General features: G+C 64.5%; 17 protein-coding genes and 1 pseudogene. 15 read left to right on the top strand and 3 right to left on the bottom strand.

Annotation, left to right across the window (positions count from 1 at the left end; all coding sequences use genetic code 11):
• Positions 1-29 precede the first annotated feature (29 nt).
• Positions 30-1,547: an RNA-binding domain-containing protein gene (locus NE591_RS04820; RefSeq protein ID WP_256156397.1), complete on the top strand. Its 1,518-nt coding sequence runs from the start codon at positions 30-32 to the stop codon at positions 1,545-1,547.
• A 64-nt stretch (positions 1,548-1,611) separates the two neighbouring features.
• Here the strand turns inward: NE591_RS04820 and NE591_RS16210 are convergent.
• Positions 1,612-1,707 (bottom strand): annotated as a pseudogene (locus NE591_RS16210) (molybdopterin dinucleotide binding domain-containing protein); the annotation flags it as partial.
• A gap of 234 nt (positions 1,708-1,941) precedes the next feature.
• On the opposite strand from NE591_RS16210, the gene NE591_RS04815 reads away from it, so the two are divergent.
• The 8 genes from NE591_RS04815 (at position 1,942) to NE591_RS04780 (ending at position 12,792) form a co-directional block, all read left to right on the top strand.
• Positions 1,942-4,362: a molybdopterin-dependent oxidoreductase gene (locus tag NE591_RS04815; RefSeq protein ID WP_256156396.1), complete on the top strand. Its 2,421-nt coding sequence runs from the start codon at positions 1,942-1,944 to the stop codon at positions 4,360-4,362.
• A 12-nt stretch (positions 4,363-4,374) separates the two neighbouring features.
• Positions 4,375-4,992, top strand: coding sequence for a 4Fe-4S dicluster domain-containing protein (locus tag NE591_RS04810; protein ID WP_256156395.1), 618 nt, complete (start codon positions 4,375-4,377; stop codon positions 4,990-4,992).
• A gap of 9 nt (positions 4,993-5,001) precedes the next feature.
• Positions 5,002-6,168, top strand: coding sequence for an NrfD/PsrC family molybdoenzyme membrane anchor subunit (gene nrfD / locus NE591_RS04805; RefSeq protein ID WP_256156394.1), 1,167 nt, complete (start codon positions 5,002-5,004; stop codon positions 6,166-6,168).
• A gap of 26 nt (positions 6,169-6,194) precedes the next feature.
• Complete coding sequence (locus tag NE591_RS04800; protein ID WP_256156393.1) at positions 6,195-6,881, top strand: molecular chaperone TorD family protein; 687 nt, start codon at positions 6,195-6,197, stop codon at positions 6,879-6,881.
• 106 nt (positions 6,882-6,987) lie between these two features.
• The gene (locus NE591_RS04795) at positions 6,988-7,887 is read left to right on the top strand and encodes a hypothetical protein (RefSeq protein ID WP_256156392.1); all 900 of its coding nucleotides are present in this window, start codon (positions 6,988-6,990) and stop codon (positions 7,885-7,887) included.
• Positions 7,881-10,250, top strand: coding sequence for a DMSO/selenate family reductase complex A subunit (locus NE591_RS04790; RefSeq protein WP_256156391.1), 2,370 nt, complete (start codon positions 7,881-7,883; stop codon positions 10,248-10,250). Before NE591_RS04795 ends, NE591_RS04790 begins: the two co-directional genes overlap by 7 nt.
• Positions 10,247-10,921: a 4Fe-4S dicluster domain-containing protein gene (locus NE591_RS04785; RefSeq protein ID WP_256156390.1), complete on the top strand. Its 675-nt coding sequence runs from the start codon at positions 10,247-10,249 to the stop codon at positions 10,919-10,921. Before NE591_RS04790 ends, NE591_RS04785 begins: the two co-directional genes overlap by 4 nt.
• Before the next feature lie 77 nt (positions 10,922-10,998).
• On the top strand, positions 10,999-12,792 hold the full coding sequence (locus NE591_RS04780) for an AAA family ATPase (RefSeq protein ID WP_256156389.1): 1,794 nt from the start codon (positions 10,999-11,001) through the stop codon (positions 12,790-12,792).
• Here the strand turns inward: NE591_RS04780 and NE591_RS04775 are convergent.
• Both NE591_RS04775 and NE591_RS04770 read right to left on the bottom strand, forming a co-directional pair.
• Positions 12,751-13,323, bottom strand: coding sequence for a flavin reductase family protein (locus NE591_RS04775; protein WP_256156388.1), 573 nt, complete (start codon positions 13,321-13,323; stop codon positions 12,751-12,753). The two genes, NE591_RS04780 and NE591_RS04775, sit on opposite strands and share 42 nt — an antisense overlap.
• 11 nt (positions 13,324-13,334) lie before the next feature.
• Positions 13,335-13,772, bottom strand: a complete 438-nt coding sequence (locus NE591_RS04770; RefSeq protein ID WP_256156387.1) for a PadR family transcriptional regulator — start codon at positions 13,770-13,772, stop codon at positions 13,335-13,337.
• A gap of 418 nt (positions 13,773-14,190) precedes the next feature.
• On the opposite strand from NE591_RS04770, the gene NE591_RS04765 reads away from it, so the two are divergent.
• The 6 genes from NE591_RS04765 to NE591_RS04740 all read left to right on the top strand — a co-directional run bounded on the left by NE591_RS04765 (position 14,191) and on the right by NE591_RS04740 (position 22,760).
• Complete coding sequence (locus NE591_RS04765) at positions 14,191-17,076, top strand: molybdopterin-dependent oxidoreductase (RefSeq protein WP_256156386.1); 2,886 nt, start codon at positions 14,191-14,193, stop codon at positions 17,074-17,076.
• 3 nt (positions 17,077-17,079) lie between these two features.
• Positions 17,080-17,661: a 4Fe-4S dicluster domain-containing protein gene (locus NE591_RS04760; protein ID WP_117284715.1), complete on the top strand. Its 582-nt coding sequence runs from the start codon at positions 17,080-17,082 to the stop codon at positions 17,659-17,661.
• Positions 17,658-18,638, top strand: coding sequence for an NrfD/PsrC family molybdoenzyme membrane anchor subunit (gene nrfD / locus NE591_RS04755; RefSeq protein WP_117284716.1), 981 nt, complete (start codon positions 17,658-17,660; stop codon positions 18,636-18,638). The genes NE591_RS04760 and nrfD (NE591_RS04755) overlap by 4 nt, the downstream gene beginning before the upstream one ends.
• Before the next feature lie 110 nt (positions 18,639-18,748).
• The gene (locus NE591_RS04750) at positions 18,749-19,675 is read left to right on the top strand and encodes a heterodisulfide reductase-related iron-sulfur binding cluster (protein ID WP_223900884.1); all 927 of its coding nucleotides are present in this window, start codon (positions 18,749-18,751) and stop codon (positions 19,673-19,675) included.
• Positions 19,672-21,897 carry a molybdopterin-dependent oxidoreductase gene (locus NE591_RS04745; protein WP_256156385.1) on the top strand — a complete coding sequence of 742 codons (2,226 nt, stop codon included), beginning with the start codon at positions 19,672-19,674 and terminating at the stop codon, positions 21,895-21,897. Before NE591_RS04750 ends, NE591_RS04745 begins: the two co-directional genes overlap by 4 nt.
• A gap of 2 nt (positions 21,898-21,899) precedes the next feature.
• Positions 21,900-22,760, top strand: coding sequence for a DUF2064 domain-containing protein (locus NE591_RS04740; RefSeq protein ID WP_117284719.1), 861 nt, complete (start codon positions 21,900-21,902; stop codon positions 22,758-22,760).
• The last annotated feature ends 3 nt before the right edge of the window (positions 22,761-22,763 follow it).

The following is a 22,763-nucleotide window of genomic DNA, read 5'->3' as shown; positions in this document are numbered from 1 at the left end:
AAAACTTGATCAGGAGAAGGGCGGGTGCTGTGACCGCTTCAATAGACTCGCTGCTTGCTTATCGTGAAGGCAACAGATTGGAGGCAAAAAGCGCCCAAGTCAGTTTGCCGAAGAGCTTGTGGGAAACGTATTCCGCTTTTGCTAACACCGACGGCGGCTGTATCGTTCTTGGAGTGGAAGAGACGAGAAGCGGCCTTAAGGTGGTTGGCGTGCCCAATCCGGATAATCTCGTGAAGTTATTCTGGGATGCGGTCAACAATCCCGCAAAGGTGAGTGCCAATCTTCTTACTAACAGCGATGTGTCCGTCGAAGAGAAAGATGGGCTGAGCGTCATAGTGATTCGCGTTCCGCGCGCGAGCCATGATGCGCGGCCGGTGTTTCTTGACGCAAATCCCTTGATGAGGACATTCAGGAGAAACGGCGAGGGCGATTACCGCTGCACGCAGCGAGAAGTCAGCGCAATGCTGAGGGATAACAGCGACGGCGTTCAAGACAGAGCCGTGCTGCCCCATCTGGAGAAGGATGCCATATGCCCTGAAACGGTGCGACGCTATCGAAACGCGCTGCGCACGGTTCGCCCCCAGCATCCTTGGCTCGATCTGGAGAACGATGATTTCCTCTTGAGGATAGGCGCTATCGGCCGAAGCGCTGACGATGATCGACTTCATCCGACTCGGGCCGGTCTGCTCATGTTTGGCTACGAGTACGAGATCGTGCGCGAGTACCCGCTTTACTTCATGGAGTACCGGGAAGTATTGGGTGACGCCCGCTGGGATGACAGGGTGGTCACCAACGATGGCGAGTGGAGCGGAAATATCTTCGATTTCTGGCGGATCGTTCTGCCGAGGATCATTGTGCTTTCGAAGAGGCCTTTTGATCTTGAGGGAGGGGTGAGGGTTGATGACACCCCTTTGCATAAGGCATATCGCGAAGCGCTTGCAAATACTCTCGTTCATGCCGACTATTACGGAGAGGCGAGCACGGTGGTGTCAAGGGAGTTAAACCGACTCGTGTTCATCAATCCCGGAACGGTTCGCATCGATCCGAAGGTTGCTCAAGTCGGCGGCATATCGAGCCAGCGAAACCCTGCGCTCATGACGATGTTCAACCTTATCGGCGTCGGCGAACGCGCGGGATCGGGATTCGATGTGATGAGGCAGGGCTGTTCATGGGCGGATGCGCCCAATCCGATCTTCCGAGAAAACTTGTCCCCAGACTATGTCGAGCTGGAATTCCCTTTTGCTGTGCGGGAACGAGCCGGTTCGGGCTCCTCGCCTAATGGCATGCAAGGCGGCGGCGATAATGCCGAGACGGATGCTTTTCTTGTCGCTTCAAGCATTGGGGGCCGGGGATCTCTCTCTGGTTTGTCAGCGCAGGATCGAGTGTTGGAATATATAAGCAGGAGTACCTTTGCCACGCGAGGAGAAATCGAGAAGCTGCTCGGTGTCTCTCGCAGCAGCGCCGGGAATCTTCTCTCCGCGATGGTGGAGGGTGAAATGCTGAAGGTCGAGGGGGCTGGAAGGGCGACAACTTATCGCTTGGCGTAGCGCTCGCAGGAGTGGCAGCCGGTGCACCAACGGTAGTCGAGCAGGAGCGCTTGGCTCGTGCGGTGCGTCCCATGTCTCCCACCGGGCCTTCCAGCCATACCCACTGCCCATCGGACAGGCCGAGGGAGGAGGCGGTGTCCGGGTGAATCTGCACGGTGGGTGGGGAATCCCACCGAGCCGTCCTCGGTCAACACTTCGCGGGTTAGCGAGCAAAGCAATTGCGCTCGAAGCGAAGGCTGCGCTTGTTTTGTTTACCAAAATACCTATAATTTTTTACAAAACACCAGGTCAGATCCTATAAGCGAGAAACTTGTTTCCTAGAATTTCACCGGTTTCGCTCCTATACTTTTGCGCGGTTTCAAAACCCGTTTGAAAACGAGAGCAAGGAGGAGAGATGACCGAGTCTTCAAGCACGCGCGGGCAGCTGACGCGCCGCGGATTCCTGAAGACCGCCGGCGCCGCGGCCGGCGTTGCGGGGCTCGCCGGTGTGGCGGGCATGGCGTCTGTCGACGGCTGGCTCGCGCCGGCCACCGCCGAGGCCGCACCAGAGGAGCATGTGGCGCGCACCTACCACCAGAGCCACTGCGGGGGCATGTGCTCGCTGGCGTGCACGGTGCGCGACGGGCGCATGGTGAAGGTGCAGCCCAACGGCGTGGGCAACCCCGACTTCCAGACCATCTGCCTGAAGGGCATCTCGGAGGTCGCGCACATCTACGGGAAGGGCCGCGTGCAGACGCCGCTCAAGCGCGTCGGCGAGCGCGGGAGCGGTCAGTTCGAGCCGATCAGCTGGGACGAGGCGCTCGACGAGATCGCCGAGCTTATCAAGACCACGCAGGATTCCTACGGCCGCGACTCCATCATGGTGCTCGCCACCGCCGAGGCCGACTTCGGCTTTCTGGCTCCCATGCTGGGCGCGCAGAACGGGGGCTTCGACGGCATCGACGTGGGCACCGGCAACGGGCTCGACCCGGCCATGGGCTTTGGCGCGGGGTACGCGATGTGCGCCCCCGAGGCGCGCGATTGGCAGCGTTCCAAGCTCGTGCTCACGGTGGGATCGAACTACTGCGAGTCGAGCCTGCCCAACGTGTTCACGTTCTTCGACGCCAAAGAAGCCGGCGCGCACATGGTGACGGTCGACCCGCACTATTCCACGACCGCCTCGAAATCCGACGAGTGGATTCCCATTGAGCCGGGCACCGATGCGGCGCTGTTTTTGGGCATGATCTCGCACATCATCGACAACGGTCTTACCGACGAGGAGTTCATGGCGCAGCACTCGACGATGCCGTTCCTCGTCGACGCCGAGACGGGCCTGCTCATCCGCGATCATGAGGAGATCGCCCCGGTCGATGCGGCAGCCGCTGCCGAGCCGGAGACGCCCGAGCAGAACCCCTATTTCGTCATCGATCCGGTAACCGGCGCGCCGGTCCACCACACCCAATGCGCCGCGCCGGCGCTCTCCGGCGCCGCTCAGGTGCGCGGCCGCAGCGCGGTTACGGTGTGGGATAAGCTCGTAGAGGGACAGAAGCCCTACACGATCGATTGGGCGGCCGAGATCACGGGCATTCCCGCCGAGCGCATCGCCAGCCTGGCCGAGGAGTACGCCGAGGGCCCCTCGTCGCTGGCGCTTGGCTGGGGCGGCAACGACAAGATGACCAACGCCGATATCGCCGGGCACGCCGCCGCGGTGCTCGTGGCCATCACGGGCAATGTGGGCAAGCCGGGCACGGGCGTGGGCGTCTACGTGGGTCAGTCCTACAACAGCTACGCCCCGGCACTTGGCGCGTGGGCGATGCCGGAGGACTGGGCTGCCGCCGCATCTGAAGTGAGCATCTACGACATGCCCTACAAGGAGAGCAACTGCCATGCGGCCATCTTCTGCGGCGACATCGTGGCGCAGCATCTGGCCAACATGAACGTGACCTGCGACTGGGCCGACACGCTCGACTTCATCGTGACCATGGATCCCTACTTCACCGAGGGCGCGAAGTGGTCCGACTACATCCTGCCGTGCACGTCGCGCTTCGAGTACGACGAGCCGTTCGGCAATGTGAAGGCGGGCTACAGCCAGATCGTCATCCAGGAGAAGATCATCGACCCGCTCTTCGAGGCGCGCACCGACCTGTGGATCCAGCGCGAGTTGGCGAGCCGCCTCGGTCTTAAGGCCGGCATCCCCGAAAGCTCGGTCGATCGCTGCAACGCGATTCTGTCCACCTCGACTGAGCCGTGGGTGTCGGAGCTCACGGTGGAGAAGATCTCGGAGAACGGCGCCGTGTGGCCCGTGCCCGATCGCGAGGTCATCCGCGAGGTCGTGCCCGATCAGGTGTTCCCGACGCCGACGGGCCGCATGGAGCTGTACTACGACGGCATGGTCCCCTTCGACCAGCAGCTGCCCCAGTGGGAGCCCTGCACCGAGATCGCCGACGAGTCTTTGCGCGCGCAGTTCCCGCTCCAGCTCACCAACACGCGCACGCGCTTCCGCATCCACAACCAGTTCTACGATTCAGACTGGCTCCAGCTGATGTACGAGCCCCTCGTCATGCTGAACCCGGCCGATATGGCCAGCCGCGGCCTTGAGACGGGCGATACGGTGCGCGTGTTCAACGATCGCGGCGAATTTAAGGTGCACGCGGCCGCGAACAACGCCATCCGTCCCGGCTCGGTGCGCATCTACGAGGCGACCACGGCCGACTACACCGTCGCGGGCAACCTGCAGAACGTCACGAACAACACGATGATCGAGCGCGGCTACGACCTCATGTGCGGTCCGGTGATTCCGTTCTCCGACACGCTCGTCGAGATCGAGAAAGCGTAAGGGAGGGACATCATGACCAGACTAGCCATTGCCATCAACCTCGACCGCTGCGTCGGTTGCCACACCTGCGCCCTGTCGTGCAAGATGCAGAACAACGTGCCCGAGGGGATGCTCTGGAACCGCGTGCTCACCGAGGACTGTGACGTTGTGGACGGCGCGCTCGGCACCTATCCCAACGTGACGCGCACGTTTCTGCCCGTGGCCTGCCAGCACTGCCAGAACGCGGCGTGCCAGCGCGTGTGCCCCACCGGCGCCACCTACAAGGACGACAAGGGCCGCGTGGAGATCGACTACGACAAGTGCATCGGCTGCCGCATGTGCATGGCCGCCTGCCCCTACAACGCGCGCAACTTCAACTGGCAGACGCCGGTGCGCGTGACGGGCGCCAACTACGGCGATGCCGAGGTGCCGGTGCGTCCCAAGGGCGTGGCCGAGAAGTGCACCTTGTGCAAGGAGCGCACCGACCGCGGCGAGGAGCCCATGTGCGTCGTGTGCTGCCCGGCCCATGCGCGCATCTTCGGCGACTTGGACGATCCGGACAGCGAGATTTCCCAGACCATTCTGAACCGCAAGGCGTGGACGCTCCTGGAAGGCCAGGGCACCCGTCCGTCCGTTCACTACTTCGAATAGGAGGCTCTCATGGAACTGATCAAGCGATACAAAGTCCTGGCGGCCATCCTGGCCGTGGTGGTGGCCGTGGGCGTGGGGTGCTGGGTGTACCAGCTCATCTTCGGCCTGACGGTGACGGGCATGAACAACGGCACCTCGTGGGGCCTCTACATCACCAACTTCATGTTCTTCGTGGGTCTTTCCGCCGGCGGCCTCATCGTGGCCTCCTCGGCGAGCGTATTCCACATCACGAAGTTCAAGGCGGTGGCGCTTCCCGCCATCATCCTCTCCACGGTGTGCATCTGCGCGGCGGGCATGTTCGTGCTCATCGATTTGGGCGGCATTCAGCGCGTGTGGCGCATTCTGACCGGCCCCAATCCGACCTCCCCGCTTCTGTGGGACGTGTGCGTCATTACCTGCTACCTCATCATCAACGTGCTCTATCTCGTGTTCATGACGCGCGGCAACCAGCATGCCGTGTCCATCGTGTCGCGCTTCGCGCTTCCCTGCGCCATTCTGGTGCACTCGGTGACCGCGTGGATCTTCGGTCTGGAAGCGGCCAAAGAGGGCTGGTACACGGCTATCATGGCTCCCATTTTCGTGGCGAGCGCTATGGATTCGGGCCTCGCGCTTCTGCTTGTGGTGCTCGGCATTCTGAAGAAGGCCGGCATCTACGATACCTCCCGCGAGCTCATGGCGATGCTCGCCGGCCTTCTGTGCACGTGCGTGGCGGTGGACGCGTTCTTCATCTTCTGCGAAGTGCTCACTATGGCTTATCCCGGAGCGGCCGGAGCGGAGACTTTGGCGTTGCTGACGACCGGTCCTACCGCTCCTTTCTTCTGGTTCGAGATCATCTGCGGTTTGGTGGTTCCGTTCTGCATCCTCGTGTTCGCGAAGAACCGCCAGAGCGCCGTGCTCGTCAACGTGGCCTGCGTGCTCATCGTCGTGGGCGTGTTCTGCAAGCGCATCTGGCTTCTGTTCACCGCTTTCATCGTTCCCAACGTGATGGGCGCGCCGGGCATTATCTCCGGCTCGAGTGAGGCGGCGCACGCGACCGGCACGGCGTCGTTTGCGGTGCTGAGCTCGTATGCGCCCACGCCGATCGAGATCCTCGTGGTCGCCGGCGTGATTTCCCTGGTGATCTTGGCGTTCATGGTGCTCGCGAGCAAGCTGATCGTGGATCGCCGCGAGAAATAGGACTAAGGAGAGGAAGGGAGTGCGTCATGGAGTACGCCTTGGAGCACGAGAGGCCCTACGGGTGCGAGGAGGCGGCCGCGCATGAGCTGGCCCGGGCGCTGGCCTTCGCGGGGAACTCATTTCTCGCCCCGATGAGCCAAACGTCCGATGCGGGACTCGGCCGGACATTTTGGGCCGCCTTCCCCGATTTCGGAAGCGAAGAAGTGACGTGCGCTTTGGACGGGCTGTTCGCCTGGGCCGCCGCGGACGAAGGCACGCCGCGCGACGAGCGCGTGCGCGATGTCTCGGTTGAGTACGCGCGCCTGTTCATCGGGCCGCCGGAGCCGGCAGTGGCACCCTGGGAGTCGTTTTATGTGCAGGAAGGTGTGACGAACGGGTTCGGCGAGCCGACGTTTCGCATGCAGGAGCGCCTTCGCGATGCGGGGCTCGAGGTGTCGAACGAGAACAACCAGTATGCCGACCATATCGGTATCGAGCTCCTCTACTGCAGCGCGCTCGCGCAGCGGGCGACCTCGAACGGCCTTGCAAAGGCGGAGGAGGCAGCTTTGCTGAAGTCGTTCGTCGAGGCCGATTTGGTTCCGTGGTTCGGGCAATTTGCAGCGGCGCTGCACAAGGAGGGGGCGACCTATTATGGCCTTCTGGCCGATCTCGCCGGCGGTCTGCTCGGGGTCGTTCAAGCCGCTTCGCCGAATACGTTGGCCTCGGTAGCCTAAAGAAGGCCCCCTCGCTTAGCGCCTGTTCCTGCGTACGCTATAATGTCGCAGGTGCAGGCGCTTTTTTTGCGCGCCGATCGGACGCAGAGGCGGAAAGGGGCGGGACGTGGACTATGCGAAGGCCCATATCGTCACCTTGTGGTGCGCCGTGATCGCCAAGGCGACCCGAGGCGTGACTAAGCTTCTCCCCAAGCAGATGACCCCGCTTCAGTTTCGTCTTCTGGCGCAGCTGACCTTGCCTGAATCCGAACGGGTGCTCCCGATGCGCGCCGCGCGGCTGTTGGTGCTGAAGCCGGCCGATGTCGACGAAGCGGTGGGCGTTCTGGCGGATCGGGATCTTCTTAGGGTCTGCGATGATGGCTGCATCGAGCTGACGCGGGCCGGGCGCGAGAGAGCGGCACGGTTGACTGAGCGTCTGAATGCATTCTTCGCGCTGTGCGTGGATGACCTTTCCGAAGAGGAGCGCGCTGTTTTGGCTGATCTGCTGCGCCGCGCGTTTTCGATGCCGGGTAGCTGCTACGCGCGCAGGCCCCTTGCGGGGGAGGCGTCCGAGGCGTTTGATGCCCGACGCGGGCTGGCGGCGACGGCCATGCTCCATTATGCGGTTCAGACGGCCGTCAAGAAGGCGACGTCGCTATCGCTCACTGATTTCCGCTTTTTGCTGGAGCTCTATCCCAAGCGCCGTACAGCGGCGAGGATGCTGCGCGCTCGCGATATGGTGGCCTTCCTGCGAACGGGGCGGGCCTATGTGACTACGGCCTCGGTGCGTCTGGAGGAGCAGGGCTATTTGGTGCGCGTGCCCGACGAGCGCGATGCGCGTGGCATCCTGTTCAAGCTCACGCCCCAGGGAATGATCTGCGTGCAGGAGGTGGCCGACGACTTGTACGCCGTGCTCGTGTCGATGTTCGGCGAGGCAGTGGAAGAGCGGGCGGTGCAGCGTGCCCTCAAGCACCTGCTCGAGCTGGAGGACGCGGCCCTCGACGAGCTGGGGGAGCTTTCATGGTGAGGCGCGAGGGGTGGTCGTCCGGTCGGGTCGGGGTGCACGAGGTGTGGCAGACCTGCTCGGTGAACTGCGGATCCCGTTGCGCGCTGCGCCTTCAAGTGCGCGACGGCGAGATTCTCTGGACGGAGACCGATTGCCGCCCTGAGGAGCCCGGCAACCCGCAGCTGCGCGCGTGTCTGCGCGGCCGGGCCTTGCGCTACTGGCTGGGCAGCTCCGATCGCTTGAACGAACCGCTGCGCCGGGTGGGGCCTCGAGGATCGGGCCGGTTCGAACCCATCGGTTGGGATGAGGCTCTCGACGAGATTGCCGAGCGCATCAGGGATACGGTCGCTCGATGGGGCAACGAGGCGGTGCTGCTTCCCTACGCGACGGCGATATGGTCGGGTTCCGGTTCGCCGTTCGAGCGACTGATGAACTGCTACGGCGGACATTTGGGCATCTACGGCGACTACAGCTGCATGCAGCTGCAGACGGCGTGCACGTCGCTCTTTGGCGACGACGGCTACTACACTGGGTCGCTGCTTTCCGAAGCGTCCCGGGCCGATTTGGTGGTGCTCTTCGGCGCCAACCCGGCGCTCACGCGCATGGGCGGGGCAAGCGGCGCGTACCGTCTCGTGCAGACGCGCGAGGAGGCCGCGAGGGAGGGGCGCCCTTTCAGGGTAATCGCGATCGATCCGTGCCAGAGCGACGCGGTAACGGGCGAGGGCGATGCGTGGATCCCCCTTCGCCCGGGTACCGACGCGGCCTTTGTGGCCGGCGTTGCCTGGGTGCTCATCACCGAGGGGCACACCGATGAGGAATTTTTGCACCGGTACTGCGTCGGATACGACGGCGCGACGATGCCTGCGGGTGCGCCCGCCTTGGAGAGCTATCGCGCCTACGTGCTGGGGGAAGGGCCGGACGGTGTGGCGAAGACGCCGCAGTGGGCTGCCCGCATCACGGGATGCCCCTCGGCCCGCATCGTTTCGTTCGCCCGCGAGCTCGCCGGTGCGAAGCGGGCGTTCATCATGCAAGGCTGGGGCCCGCAACGCACGGCCTTCGGAGAGCAATCGGCGCGGGCAATCTGTCTGCTTGCCCTGCTCACGGGCAATTTCGGTCTTCCCGGCACGAACAGCGGGGCGCGCGAGCGGCTCTTTAGGCCCGTGCTTCCCGACGATCCGGTGGGGGAGAACCCGGTAAAGGCGGCCATCCCGGTGTTTCTTTGGTCGCGCGCGGTCGAGCGGGGGAGCGAGCTTGCGGCTTCCGACGGCGTGCGCGGCGTCGACCGGTTGCCCTCGCCGGTGAAGCTCATCATCAATCATGCGGGCAACGCGCTCACCAACCAGCACGCCGACATCAACCGAACCCACGAGATCCTCGCCGATGAGAGCCTGTGCGAGTTCATCGTGGGCATCGACGTGATGATGACCGATTCTATGCGCTACGCCGACATCGTGCTGCCCGATGTGGCCCAGGCCGAGCGCGATGTGCTCGTTTCGTCGGGAAACTCCGACGGCGTCCGCGGCGTCATCTCGGCTGCGTCGTGGGGCGGCGATGCGCTCGATCGTCGGTGCGCATGGGAGGTGGCCCGCGAGCTCGCGCGCAGACTCGGGGTGGAGGAGGCCTTCTGCGAAGGCGTCGCCACGTTGGGCGAGATGGACGAGCTGCGGCTGCGCGAGAGCTGCTTTGCCGACGACGCCGAGGGCGTGCGTGCCGAACTGGCCGAGCAGGGGGTCGTGCGGCGTCCCTACGAGGGGGAGGCGGTCGCCTACGCCGATTTCCGACGAGATCCGGAAGCGCATCCTCTGCCCACGCCTTCGGGGAAGGTCGAGATATACGATCAAAAGGTCGCGGAGCTTTTGGCGGACGATCCGAGTCTGCCGGCAAGCCCGATCCCGGCGTACATCGCCGCGCCCGAGGGCGCCGAGGCGGCACTTGCCGGCCCCTATCCCTTCCAAATGATCAGCTATCACGGGCGCCAGAGCGCGCATTCGTCATTTTCCAACGTACCCGAGCTTGCGGTCGTGGTGCCCAGGCGCTTGTCGGTGAACCCCGTCGATGCCGAGCGGCTCCAAATCGCCTCGGGCGCTTTGGTGGTCGTCGAAAACGATCGGGGCGCCCTTGTGTGCCGGGCGCGGGTGACGCCGCGCATCATGCCGGGCGTGGTGGCGCTGCCGGAGGGCGCGTGGCACGATGCGGACATGCAGGGCGATCGCCTCGATTGGGGTGGGTGCGCCAACACGGTCTCCTCCGACGAGCCGACGGCGTGGTCGCACGGCAATCCGCACAACTCGTGTCTGGTGCGTCTGCGCCACCTGACCGACGCCGAACGGGCGGAAGCGGCGCTGCGTGAGGCTGAGGCGGGCCGAGGAGAGGAGGCGCGATGACGCGCGCGAAGGCGACGTCTGCGTCCGTCGTGGGAACGGGCGCTTTGGGCGATTCGCATCATCAGTTCGGCTTCTCGTTCGACCAGCGGCGCTGCACCGGTTGCAAGACCTGCGAGATGGCCTGCCGGGACTACCACGACCTCGGGGTGGGCCCGGCGTTTCGCACCGTGCACGAGTACGCCGGCGGAATCTGGACTCAGAACGACGAGGGGGCATGGGAGCACGATGTGTTCGCCTTCTACGTTTCTATGTCGTGCAACCACTGCACGAATCCCGTTTGCTTGCGCTTCTGCACCTCCGATGCCATTGCCAAGGACGATTTCGGGTTCGTGAGGGTCGATGTCGAGCGGTGCACGGGGTGCCAGGTATGCGCTCTGTCGTGCCCGTATCACGCCCCGCGCTTCAACGAGGCGAGCGCGCACATCGAGAAGTGCGACGGGTGCCACGACCGCGTCGCCGCCGGTTTGGGCCCGATATGCGTGGAGGCGTGTCCCCAGCGGGCCTTGGGCTTCGGCATCTACGATGACCTCGCTGATCATCCGCTTGCGGTCGAGCGCGTGGCCCTGATGCCCGACCCGGTCATCACCCAGCCGAACTACGCGATCGAGCCCTGCGAGGCGGCCCTGCGCGCTGTCGGTCCGGATACCCTGCGCAACCTAGGAGAGATCTGAGGCGCGAGTTTTAAGTTATACCCATTTATACCCAAATGTGGTATAAGTGGGTATAACTTTTCGAATGGAGTGTCGGTATGGCTGATGAACAGGCAAAACGAGAAGAGCTTATTCGGCAAATTGCGAGTCTGCCGACGGGCTCTCTGACCAAGAAGACCGTCAAGGGACGCGAGTATTGGTATCTTCGCGTGAAAGAGGATGGAAAACGGCGCGAGCTTTATGTGCCTCGCGATGAGGTGGAGAGCCTGAGAGAGCAACTTGCTCTCCGCAAGCGCCTTGAGCAAGAGCTTGTCAAGGGCGGGCAGCGGGAGGTGCCTCCCCGTGTGGAGGCCTTCGAAGGCTCTGTACTCGTCGGAGACGAACTCCGTGAGTTCGCGGCGCCCGTTGCGAGCTTTAAGAAGCGCGCCCTCTACGGGAAGCTCCGCGCTTTCTTAGAGAGGGAGCCCCGCGATAAGGTGCTCGTGTTGTGCGGGCTTCGTCGCACGGGGAAGACCACCCTCATTCGTCAGGCGATTCTCGACCTTTCCTCCGACGAGCTTGCGCGTGCGGCGTTCATGCAGGTGACCCCTTTCGATACGTTGGCCCAGGTCAATCGCGACCTCCGCAAGCTTGCCGAGAGGGGCTATCGCACGGTATTTGTCGACGAGGTGACGCTGCTCTCCGATTTCGTCGAGGGCGCCGCTCTGTTCTCCGATGTGTTCGCGACGCGCGGTATGCACCTGGTGCTCTCGGGCACCGATTCCCTCGGTTTCGTTTTCGCGGAAAGTGAGCAGCTTTACGACCGATGCACGCTGTTGCGTACGACGTTCATACCTTATCGCGAGTTCGAGGAGGTGCTCGGTGTTGAGGGCGTGGACGAATACCTGCGCTACGGTGGCACTATGAGTCTGGGCGGCCGCAACTACAACGAGCAATCCACGTTCGCATCGAAGGGAAGCACCGACGAGTACATCGACAGCGCCATTGCGCGCAACATCCAGCATTCGTTGAAGTGCTACCAAGACGGAGGGCATTTCCGGAGCCTTCAGGAGCTTTATGATTCCGATGAGTTGACCAGTGCCATCAACCGAGTGGTGGAGGACGTGAATCACCGTTTTACTCTTGATGTGCTGAGTCGCGATTTCAAATCGCATGATCTCGCGCTCTCAGCTCGAAATCTGCGGCAGGATCGAAAAGAGCCCACGGATATTCTGGATCGCGTTGACATTGAGGCGATCACGCGTCGGCTGCGGGATTTGCTGGAGATTCGGGACGCGGCCGAGCGCACGGTTGAGCTTTCAGAGGGTCATGTCGCCGAGATTCGGGAGTATTTGGCCCTGCTTGATTTGGTGGCGAGCGTGAGCGTGGTCAGTATGGAGAATCTGAATGACCGTCGTTTCCGTACGATTATCTCCCAGCCGGGGCTGCGCTATGCTCAGGCCGAGGCGCTCGTCGAGAGTCTGCTTGCCGACGACGAGTTTTCCGATTTGTCCCTTGTCGAGCGCAACCGCGTTCTCGAGCGCATTCGCAGCGAGATCATGAGACGTATGATGGAGGATCTTGTGCTGCTCGAGACGGCCCTGGCCTTCCCGCGCAAGCAAATCTTCGTGCTGCAGTTTCCCGTCGGCGAGTTCGACATGGTGGCGTTTGATCCAGACGCGGCGCACTGCGAGATATACGAGGTAAAGCACAGTGCGAAGGCCGCGCCCCAGCAGTACCGCTTCCTCGTGGAAGACGGGAAGTGCGCCCAGACCGAGCACCGCTTCGGCCCCATCGTGGCCAAGCGCGTGCTGTATCGCGGCAAGTCCTTCAACGAGGGCGAAGTGGAGTATGTGAACGTGGAAGAGTACCTAAGAAATCTGCCTGGCGCAGGCGAAGACAGAGTGCTCTAGGCACAGGAGGCTCGGTTCAGTGGCGAGGCGGCCCTCCTCGGTTTTGGGAAGGCGCGTGGCGGCCTCGGTGATCTCCAGGATGAAGAGACGATGGTCGCCGGCATCGGTGACAGAGCGAACGCGCGCTTCCATAACGCTGAGGGCGTTCTGAGGATAGGGGAGTGCGTGCCCTCCTTCTGTCCAAGCGCACAGGAAGCCCTCGCTCTTATCGGTATCGCGCCCCGAGTGCGAGCCGCACCAGAGCACGGCCTCGGCCGCCTCGGCGCCCACGGTCGACAGGGTGCAGTGCCCCGTCACCTCGATGGCCTTGCCGCTCCAGGATGTCGATTTCAGTCCCAGGGCCACAAGGGGCGGCTCGTAGGACAGCGGCGTGCAGAAAGCCGCGGGCGCGAAGTTCGCCCGGCCGTCGCGCGCGGTGCCGACGACGATGACGGGCCTAGGGCCGAGCGCCGCGGCGATGGCGCGCCCGGAGAGGAGGCGCTGGGGCGTTTTGGAGACGCGTGGTTGCCTGATGGAAACGGGATCTGGCACGATGGCGCCCGTTACTCGTGTCCGCCGCAGACGGGCCGGGGCGGCACGGGGATGCCCAAAGCGTCGGCCGCCTCCTCGCGCAGCTCCTGGATGGTGGCCATGTAGCAGGCTAGGGCATCGATCCAGCGGTGCAGGGCCGCACGGCCCTCGGGCGTGAGCGAGAACAGGCGCTTGGCGGCGCCGGAGGAGGGCGTGTCCCATTCGGAGGTGACGAATCCCTGCTCCTCCATCTTCTTCAGCGTGCGGTAGATGCCCGCCGGATCGGGCTTCTTGCCGCCGAACATGGGGGAGGCCGCCGCCTTCTGGACGATGACGTAGCCGTGCAGGGGCTCGGCGGATGAGGCCAGCACGGTGAGGATGGTGGGCTGCGACATGCGCGAGAGGGACTTGCCCAGCTCGGCGCATTGCTTCAAATCGTCATCGGACTTCGGGTTGCACACGTGCCACATAAAGGGCCTTTCAATATCGTGGAATATTGCGATCGATACAATAATAGACCAAATCAATCATTTCGGCCAGAAGACAAGAGGAGATTCGCGCCGCCTATGGCGTAGGGGAGCGGCTGGCATATCGCTCAAGAGAGGGATGGCCTTCGGGTCGCCCCTCTCTTTTTGGATGAGATGCAGCAAAAGGTTGCGGCCGATGGTCATTTTTGTAGCAGATGCAACCAAGTATTAGATTGCATCTAATATAGGTAAGGTCTACTATTAGTGCAAGGCTTTCGGTGTTCGAAAATCGAACGCCAGCGAGGGCGGCGCCGCGGCGGCAGCGCTCTCGCGGACAGGCTGGCCTGGGTCCTTGTGGCCCTGTGCGCCTCGGCGGTTTCCGAGGTGCGATCGACAGGAGACGAGAAGAGGAGAGTTATCGATGGGGAACGAGATTGACATCCACGCCCCCGGCGTCGAGATGCGCAAGTCGCTGTGCTACTTCTGCCATGCGAACTGCGGCGTCCTCGCCTATGTGAAGGACGGGGAGGTGATCAAGATCGAGGGCGACCCGAACTACGCGAACCAAGGCGGCCTCTGCTGCCGCGGCAACAGCGCCCTTCTGCATCTGAACCATCCCGCCCGCATCAACCATGCGCTCAAGCGCGTGGGGGCCAAAGGCGAGGGAAAATGGGAGAAGATCCCGTACGACCAGGCCATCGCGGAGGTGGCCGAGCGCCTGAACCAGATCAAGGCCGAATCCGGCGCCGAGGCCGTGGCCACCGCCGGCGGCACGACGCGCACCGACGACTGGGCGCGCCGCCGCTTCCTGAACCAGTTCGGCAGCCCCAACGGGTTCCATAACGCGCTTCTGTGCTGGATCCCCACCTTCATGGCCGAGACCTGCGTGGCCGGTTGGTCGCCCTTCGAGACCGACCTGGGTTCGGCGAAGGTGGTCATGCTCTGGGGCATGAACCCCGGTGCGTCGTCTCTGGGCGCCATGCGCGGCTACACCGACCTGCAGAAGAACGGTATGAAGATCATCTGCGTCGATCCGCGCTTCTCCGAGACGGCCTCGAAGGCCGATCTGTGGCTCCCTCTGCGTCCCGGCTCCGACTCGGCGCTGGCGCTGGCGCTGCTGCGCACCATCATCTGGGAGGGTCTGTACGACTTCGCCTTCGTGCGCGACTGGTGCCAGGACTTCGATGCCCTGAAGGAGCACGTGCGCGACTACACGCCCGAGTGGGCGGCGCCGCTGACCTGGCTTTCCCCCGAGCAGATTCGCGCGGCGGCCCGCATGTACGCCACCAACACCCCCGGCTGCATCCAGTGGGGCTGCACGTGGGACCAGCTGGGCACCGCCTCCACCACGACGAGCCTCACGCTCGCGCTCATGCGCGCGGTGTGCGGCAACTTGGACGTTCCTGGCGGCGACGGCATGCCCGGGCCTGCCCTGAACTACCTCACCGATGAGGAGATGGAGGCGAACGAGTGCCTCCCTGAGGAGCAGAAGGCCAAGCAGATCGGCTCCGACAAGTTCAAGCTGACGAGCTGGCCGGGCTATCAGCTCATTTCCGACAATGCGCGCCGCACCTGGGGCAAGACGCTTCCGACCGAGTGGTTCTGCGAGGCCCACGGCCCGAGCGTGTTCAAGGCCATCATCACCGGCGACCCCTACCAGGTTCGCGCGCTCATCGTGAACGCCACCAACCCGATCAACTCCTACGGCGATTCGAAGATGACGCTTCAGGCTTTGAAGCAGTGCGAGTTCCTCGTGACGGTCGACTACTGGATGACGCCCACGGCGCTGCTTTCCGACTACGTGTTCCCGGCGGCCGGCGCGCTGGAGCGCCCCACCATCGTGACGCACTACGGCGCCACCGATTCCATCCTCGGCGGCAAGCGCGCCATGCAGCCTCTCTACGACCGCCACACCGACATGACGTTCTGGCGCAAGCTCGGCATCGCGTGCGGTCAGCCCGAGGAAATGTGGCCGTGGAAGACCGAGGAGGAGGCCTACTACCACATCCTCGAGCCTCTGGGGCTTCCCATCAGCTGCTACGACGAGTTCGTGGACAACTACCGCATGTACTATCCGCCGCTGCACCAGAACAAGTTCATCGCCAACGGCGGCTTCTGGACGCCCTCGGGCAAGGTGGAGTGCGACTCCTCCATCCTGCGCGAGCTAGGGTACCCCGGCATGCCCACCTATTTGGGCTGCTCCGAGAACGAGGTGGACGACCCCGAGGTGGCCGAGAAGTACCCCATCGTGCTCACCACGGGCGGCGGCTTCATGCCCTTCCATCACTCCGAGCACTTCCAGATGCCCGGCATTCGCTACCTGTACCCCGATCCGTACTTCACCATCAACCCCGCGCTGGCCGAGAAGCTCGGCATCGCCGAGGGCGACTGGTGCTGGATCGAGACGCGCCGCGGCCGCATCAAGATGCGCGCCAACGTGAGCCCCGAGCTCGACCCGCGCGTGGTGTTCGCGCCGCGCGGCTGGTGGTTCCCCGAGCGCGACGGCTCGGCCGATCTCTCGAACCCCTTCGGCTGCCTCGAGTCGAACGTGAACGTTCTGACGTCGGTAGACGTCGAGGACTGCGACCCGATGGGCGGCAGCTGGGCCAACCGCGGCCTGATGTGCCGCGTGTACAAGTGCACCGAGCTGGATCGCGATTACAAGCCCGCCGATGCCCAGTGGTCCATTCCCGGCAATGCCACCGAACCGGGTGTGACGGTCATGCCGAGCGATCAGAAGATGGCCCGTCCGCACGTGCCGTTCGAGACGCCCGAGGTTGAAGAGGCTCCCGAGGGCTTCTACCGGGTGTGGCAGAACGGCCAGCTGTACCAGGAGGGCACGCACTTCCGCCTGGACGAGTCGGGCTGGCTCGTGAACCCGCGCACGAAGGGCTACCACGACGCCTACACCGGCTGGCGCTACGACTCGGCAAGCGAGCTGCTTGTGGACGACGCGATCGGCAAGTCTTACACCATGGATCGCGAGGAGGTCTCCTTCCTCGGCGGCGTGCGCTGCTATCCCGGCGCCGAAGCTCCGTTCGAGGTGCCCGAGCAGCTGACGTGGAACGCCGAGGGCGGCTACGCGCAGCTCGCGGACAAGCCCTACGTGTACGATCCCGCCTCCGGCTGGCTCGTCGACCCCGAGACCGGCGCCTTCCACGACGCCTACTACGGCTGGCTCTACGACGGTGCCACGGGACATTTGGTGGACGAGTCGACGGGGACTCACTACGACATGGAGTACAACCCGATCGTCAACGAAGAGGCCGCGGCCGCCCGTGTCGCCGAGGAAGAGGAAGGAGCCTAAGTTATGACCCGTTACGTCATGGTTGTCGACCAGAGCCGCTGCATCGGGTGCCAGTCGTGTACCGTCGCGTGCCGCACCTGGAACGACCTCCCCCTCGACATCATCTACAACCCCGTGTACACCGAGGGCGTCAAGGGCACGTTCCCGGAGGTGTATCGCACCTGGACGCCGACCCAGTGCATGCACTGCGCCAACCCCGAGTGCGTGCCGTGCTGCCCCACGGGTGCCAGCCAGCAGGACGACGACGGCACCGTATGGGTCGATTACTCGAAGTGCATGGGCTGCAAGGTGTGCGTGAACGCCTGCCCCTACGGCATGCGCGACGTGTCCCACATGGTGCCCCGCTTCGACCAGTACGTGCGCAAGTGCACGTTCTGTCGCGATCGCCGAGCGCTCGACCCCGCCGCCGAGCCCTACTGCGTGGCCACCTGCCACCAGCGGGCTCGCATCTTCGGCGACATCGACGATCCGGAAAGCGAGGTGTCGAGGCTCATCAACACCACGCACACCGAGCGTTTGTTCACCGAGCTGGGAACCGACCCGCAGATCTACTACATTCCTGAGATGGGAGGTGGTGCGCGATGAAGCACCATTACTGGGAGGCCCCCATTGTCATCTACCTGTTCCTCGGCGGCTTGGGCGGCGGCATCTTCTTCCTGTCCGCCCTGTTCGATCTGATCATTGCTCCGGGCTCGGGCCCGCTGTTCTTCGCTCCGGTGTTCTTCGCCCTGGCGGCGCTGGCCCTAGGCTGCTTCTTCCTCGTCTTCGAGCTGGGACAGCCGCCGGTGTTCTGGCGCGTGTTCACCACCAAGACCGCCATCATCAAGTGGGGCGCGGTGCTCCTGTCCGTTGCCATGATCTTCGGCTTCGTGTGGTGGGCCAGCTACCTGTACGTGCTCGGTTGGGAGTGGACCTTCGGTTTGGCCGCCGCTCTTGAGGGCGTCCGCCCGATCATGCTCGGCGTGGCCGGGGTGGCGGGCTTCGGCATCATGGTGTACACCGGCGTCATGCTCTCCACACTGAAGGCCCACGCCTTCTGGGCCACCCCGGCGCTGCCGGTGCTGTTCACCGTCTCGGCACTCTCCACGGCCTGCGCGGCCATTGCGCTGTCGCTCGGCGGGGCGCTTCAGCTTGAGGGCGTGGCCCTTCTGCTCGCTGAGCTCATTCACGAGATCGTGCATACGGTCGACATCGTGCTCGTTGTGGCCGAGATCGTCGTGCTGCTCGTGATGGTCTTGAGCTTCTACGGAGCGGGCAACGTGTGCGCCCACGAGGTTGCCGCCCGTTGGGTGCGCGGCAAGACGGCCCCCTTGTTCTGGGGCGGCATGGTCTTCGGCGGTCTGCTGCTCCCGCTTTGCCTGTATGTTTTCGGCGCCGGCACGGCGGCTTCCGCGCTGGTAGCGCCGTGGCTCGTGCTCTGCGGCGGCCTGCTGCTGCGCTACCTGTGCGTGTACTCCGACGAGCGCGCGCCCATTCCCGGTGAGGTGCGCTTCAACGAGCGCCTGCCGAAGAAGGACGCGGCGTTCCTCACGGCTTGGAAGAAGGACGAGAATCTTTACTAGGTCGGCGCGGTGGGTCGACCGGTGGGTTTGCGAGGCGGCCCGCATCGGGCGCAAGCTCCGATGCGGGCCGCCTACTGATAGGATGCGGAAGGAGGATTGCTGTGGACGATATGGCGTTCACCGATGCGCTGACCGGGCATGTTATCGCCGTGTCGGCGGACGGCGGGGCGGCGCGCGTGGTCGAGAAGCGGCCTGTCGAGGATGCTCCGTCGGTGTTCTTTCCGGGCTGCTCGATGGTAAACTACGCGCCCGCGCTCGTGTCGGTTATGGCTGATTATCTCGCGGGTGCGGGCATCGCGCAGGGCGTCTCCCTTCTGTGCTGCGGCAAGATCCTCGATTTCGAGGAGGGGGGAGCGGCCCGTCGCGACACGGTTGACGAGAAGATGCGCGAGGCCTTTGCCCGGGCCGGCGTGCATCGCATCGTTGCCGCGTGCCCGAACTGCTCCGCCGCGCTGCGACGGGCGCTCGCCGCCCCCGGGGCGCCGGCTATCGAGGTGGTACCGCTTTCGCGCGCGCTAGCCGATGCCGGCTGCCGGATCGAAGAGGGGGCCATCGCGCGCACGCTGGCGGCCAAAGGGCTCACCTGCGACGGCGGCGCGCTTCTCTGGGTGCACGACTCCTGCCCCGATCGGGGCGCGTACGGGTTCGGCAGTGGCATGCGCGAGCTTCTGCCTGCCGCGGCGCTCATCGAGGAGAACCTCAAGCCCGCCTCGCGCTGCTGCGGATCGACGGCTCGGGCCGCGGGCCGCTTCGAGGCGGCGCTCTCGCAGGGCGCGCGCAGGGCCGATGAGGCGGCGTCGTGCGGCGCGGACGCGCTCGTATGCGGCTGCATGAGTTGCGCGGCCTCGCTCACGATGGCCCAGGAGACGCTTCCCGTCGTTCATTACCTGGAGTTTCTCTGTGAATACCCCATGGACTGGCGTGCCCTGGCCCGCCCCATGGCCTTGCGCTTCCTTTTGGAGGGACGCGCCGCGCCTGAGGGAGAGGGCGGACGTGGCTTTATCGATCTGGCGCGCGATGCGGAGGCCGGGCGATGAGCGCGGTTGAGGAACGTCCGAGCAATTGCCAGTACTGCGGCTACGACTGCGCGGTCATCGCGACGGTGGAGGACGGACGGGTGACGGGGCTGCGGCCCGATCCGGCACGCTACCCCTATGGGTCGCAGGTCATGGCCGCATGCAGGCGCTGGCCCATGAACGTGGCGGCGCTCGACGCCCCCGACCGCGTGAACTGGCCGCTGCGTCGCGTCGGCGAGCGGGGGAGCGGGAAATGGGAGCGCGTGAGCTGGGAGGTGGCCCTCGACGACATCGCGGAGCGGCTGGCGGCGCTGGCGGCTGAGAGCGGGCCGGAAACGCTGGCGAGCGCCATCGGCGGCCCCCATGCGTCGTTCTGGCCGCTGCACCGTTTCATGAACCTGTTCGGCTCGCCCAACAACATGGGTATCGGGCAGATCTGTTGGAACCCGCGCGTGTGGATGGATATGGCGACGTTCGGCTGGTCGGTCGAGGCCGATATCGTGCCGGGGCTCACCGAGTGTCTCGTGCTGTGGGGCACCAACCCGGCGCAGTCGGACAACTCCGCGTTCTGGCAGCACATTCGCGCCTACGCCGCGGGCGGGGGCGCCCTTGTCGTGGTCGATCCGCGGAGAACCGAGGCTGCGGCCATCGCCGACGTGTGGTTGCCCGTGCGTCCCGGAACTGATGCGGTCTTGGCATTGGGCCTTCTGAACGTCATCATCGGGGAGGAGCTCTACGACGCTTCGTTCGTCGACGCATGGTGCTCTGGTTTCGATGAGCTGGCGCGTGCGGTGGCGCCGCTTGCGCCCGAGGCCGTGGCGGTTACCTGCGGAGTTTCGGCCGACGATATCCGCCGGGCGGCGCGCCTGTTTTCAGGCGGTCGCGCCTCGGCTCTCGTGTCGGGCCGCGGGATCGACCAGATCGGCGCGGCGGTGGCCCCGACCCATCGGGCGCTGTGCTGCCTGCGCGCGATCACGGGCAATGTGGATAAGCCCGGCGCATGCGTGCTTGCCGAAGCGCCTGATTTCGTGAGCGAGCTGGCCATGGAGATGAGCGACGCCATGCCTGCGTCCTGCCGCGCGGCGGCGCTTAGCTCCTATCGTACGCCGTTGCAGAGTTATGCCGGCTACGACGCCCTGCGCGCGCTCACCGAGCGCTTGGGACGCACCCCTCCCATGCGATACCTCACCTCGGCTCATCCCGATCTGGTGCTTCGAGCCATGGAGGAGGGGCGGCCCTATCCCATTCGCGCGCTCGTCGTGCAGGCGACCAATCCGTTGCTCACCTACGGCGACACCGCGCGCGTGCAAAGGGCTCTCGCAGCGCTCGACCTGCTCGTGGTGCTCGAGTACCGTCTCACGCCCACCGCGCAGCTCGCCGACTACGTGCTGCCCATCGCCGGCGCGCTGGAGCGCCCGGTTCTGCAGGTGCACGGCGGCATCGCCAACGCTGCCTACGGAGGGCCGGCGGCTGTGGCTCCCTACTACGAGCGCCGGTGCGACTACGACGTGTTCCGCGAGCTGGGACGTCGTTTGGGGCAGGCCGAGTTCTGGCCCGAGGAGACGCTCGAGGACGCGTTTGCGTCGCAGCTTTTACCTGCAGGGCTTTCCTGGGAGGAGTTCTGCATCGAGGGCACCTACTGGCCCCGGCCCGCCTACGCGAAGCATGAGGCGCTCGGAGCGGATGGGCGTCCGGTCGGATTCGCCACGACGACGGGCAGAATCGAGCTCGCAAGCGAGTTTCTGCCTTTCCACGGCGGCAGCCGCCTGCCCGAGCCCGTGCTTGGGGGTCCTAAGGCTCCTCGCCGCTCCCTCACGCTCATCACCGGCGCTCGCAGACAGCCGTATAATGCTTCCATGTACTTCGAGAATTCGCGCTTTCGTGATGGGGCGGCAGCACCGGAGGCAACGGTGAGCCCGGCCTGCGCCGAGGCGCTCGGGCTTCGTGAGGGGGATGCCGTAGAGGTGGTCACCGATGCGGGGGTGGCCCGCTTCGTCCTTGCGGTGGCCGCCATGCGCGACGATGTGGTGAGCGTCGACTACGGCTGGTGGCACCCCGAATGGGGCGCCGATGAGCGTCTTGGCGGCATGGACGAGTCGAATGCCAACCACCTGACCCGCTGCGAGGTGGGCGAGCCCATGATCGGCAGCTGGTCCTACAACGCCATTCCGTGCGACCTGCGGCTCTCTGAAGAGCCGTTGAGCTGGGTTTCTAAGAACGACTGCGTGTCGAAGAAAGGATAGACATGACGACGAAAAAGCACGCTCTGCTGATTTTCAGCAAGCCCCCCATCCCTGGCATGGTGAAGACGCGCCTCACGCGCGAGCGCGGCGGCATTCTTTCCGAGCAGCAGGCCGCCGAGTTCTTCCGTCGCAGCCTCTACGACGTGAGCGAGCTGTGCATGCACGCGCTCATCGAGCTGCAGCGCGAGAACGACGCGCGCTTGGCTGCCGATCCGGACGCCGATGCCGTCACCTACGACTTCTTCGTGTCCACCACGCCGGCCGACAATGTTCAAGCGATGCGCGAGACCTACGATGCCATAGGGCCTTGGCCAATGGAGGTGCACTACCTGACCGATGCCGGCGCCACCTTCGACGACCATTTCGACGACGCGTTCTCCCAGCTGTTCGCCTTGGGCTACGAGTCGGTGGTCTCGGTGGGAGGCGATATCCCCACGCTGCCGAAGAGCCATATCACCCAGGCGTTCCAGTGGCTCGACTACTTCCAGTCCCTCGGCACGCCGGGCTTCGTGCAGGCGCCGTGCCAGGAATGCGGCACGTCGCTAGTCGGCTGGAGCGCGAACACGCCCATGGACAACCAGGGCGTCTACTACAACACCTGCGGCCGGGCGGCGCTCGACGCCTACGTGGAGAAGCTCAAGGAGACCGGCGCCCCGTCGGCCTACCTCATGCCGGTAGCCGATGTGGACGAGGGCGGCGATTTGGCCCACGCCATCTCGTGCCTGCGCGCCATCGAGGAGGCCTCGCCCGCCCAGGGGCTGTTCGTGCCGCAGCGCGTGATCGACTGGATCGACTTCATGGGCTTCAAGGTGACCACGCCCCCCAACGAGAACCACGATCCCAGGCAATATATCGATAAGTAGGAC

The sequence above is a fragment of the Adlercreutzia sp. DFI.6.23 genome, assembly GCF_024462535.1.
GTDB classification, from domain to species: Bacteria; Actinomycetota; Coriobacteriia; order Coriobacteriales; family Eggerthellaceae; genus Adlercreutzia; species Adlercreutzia rubneri.
Note: the sequence above shows the minus strand (reverse complement) of the source record. Positions and strands in the feature narration are given on the sequence as shown.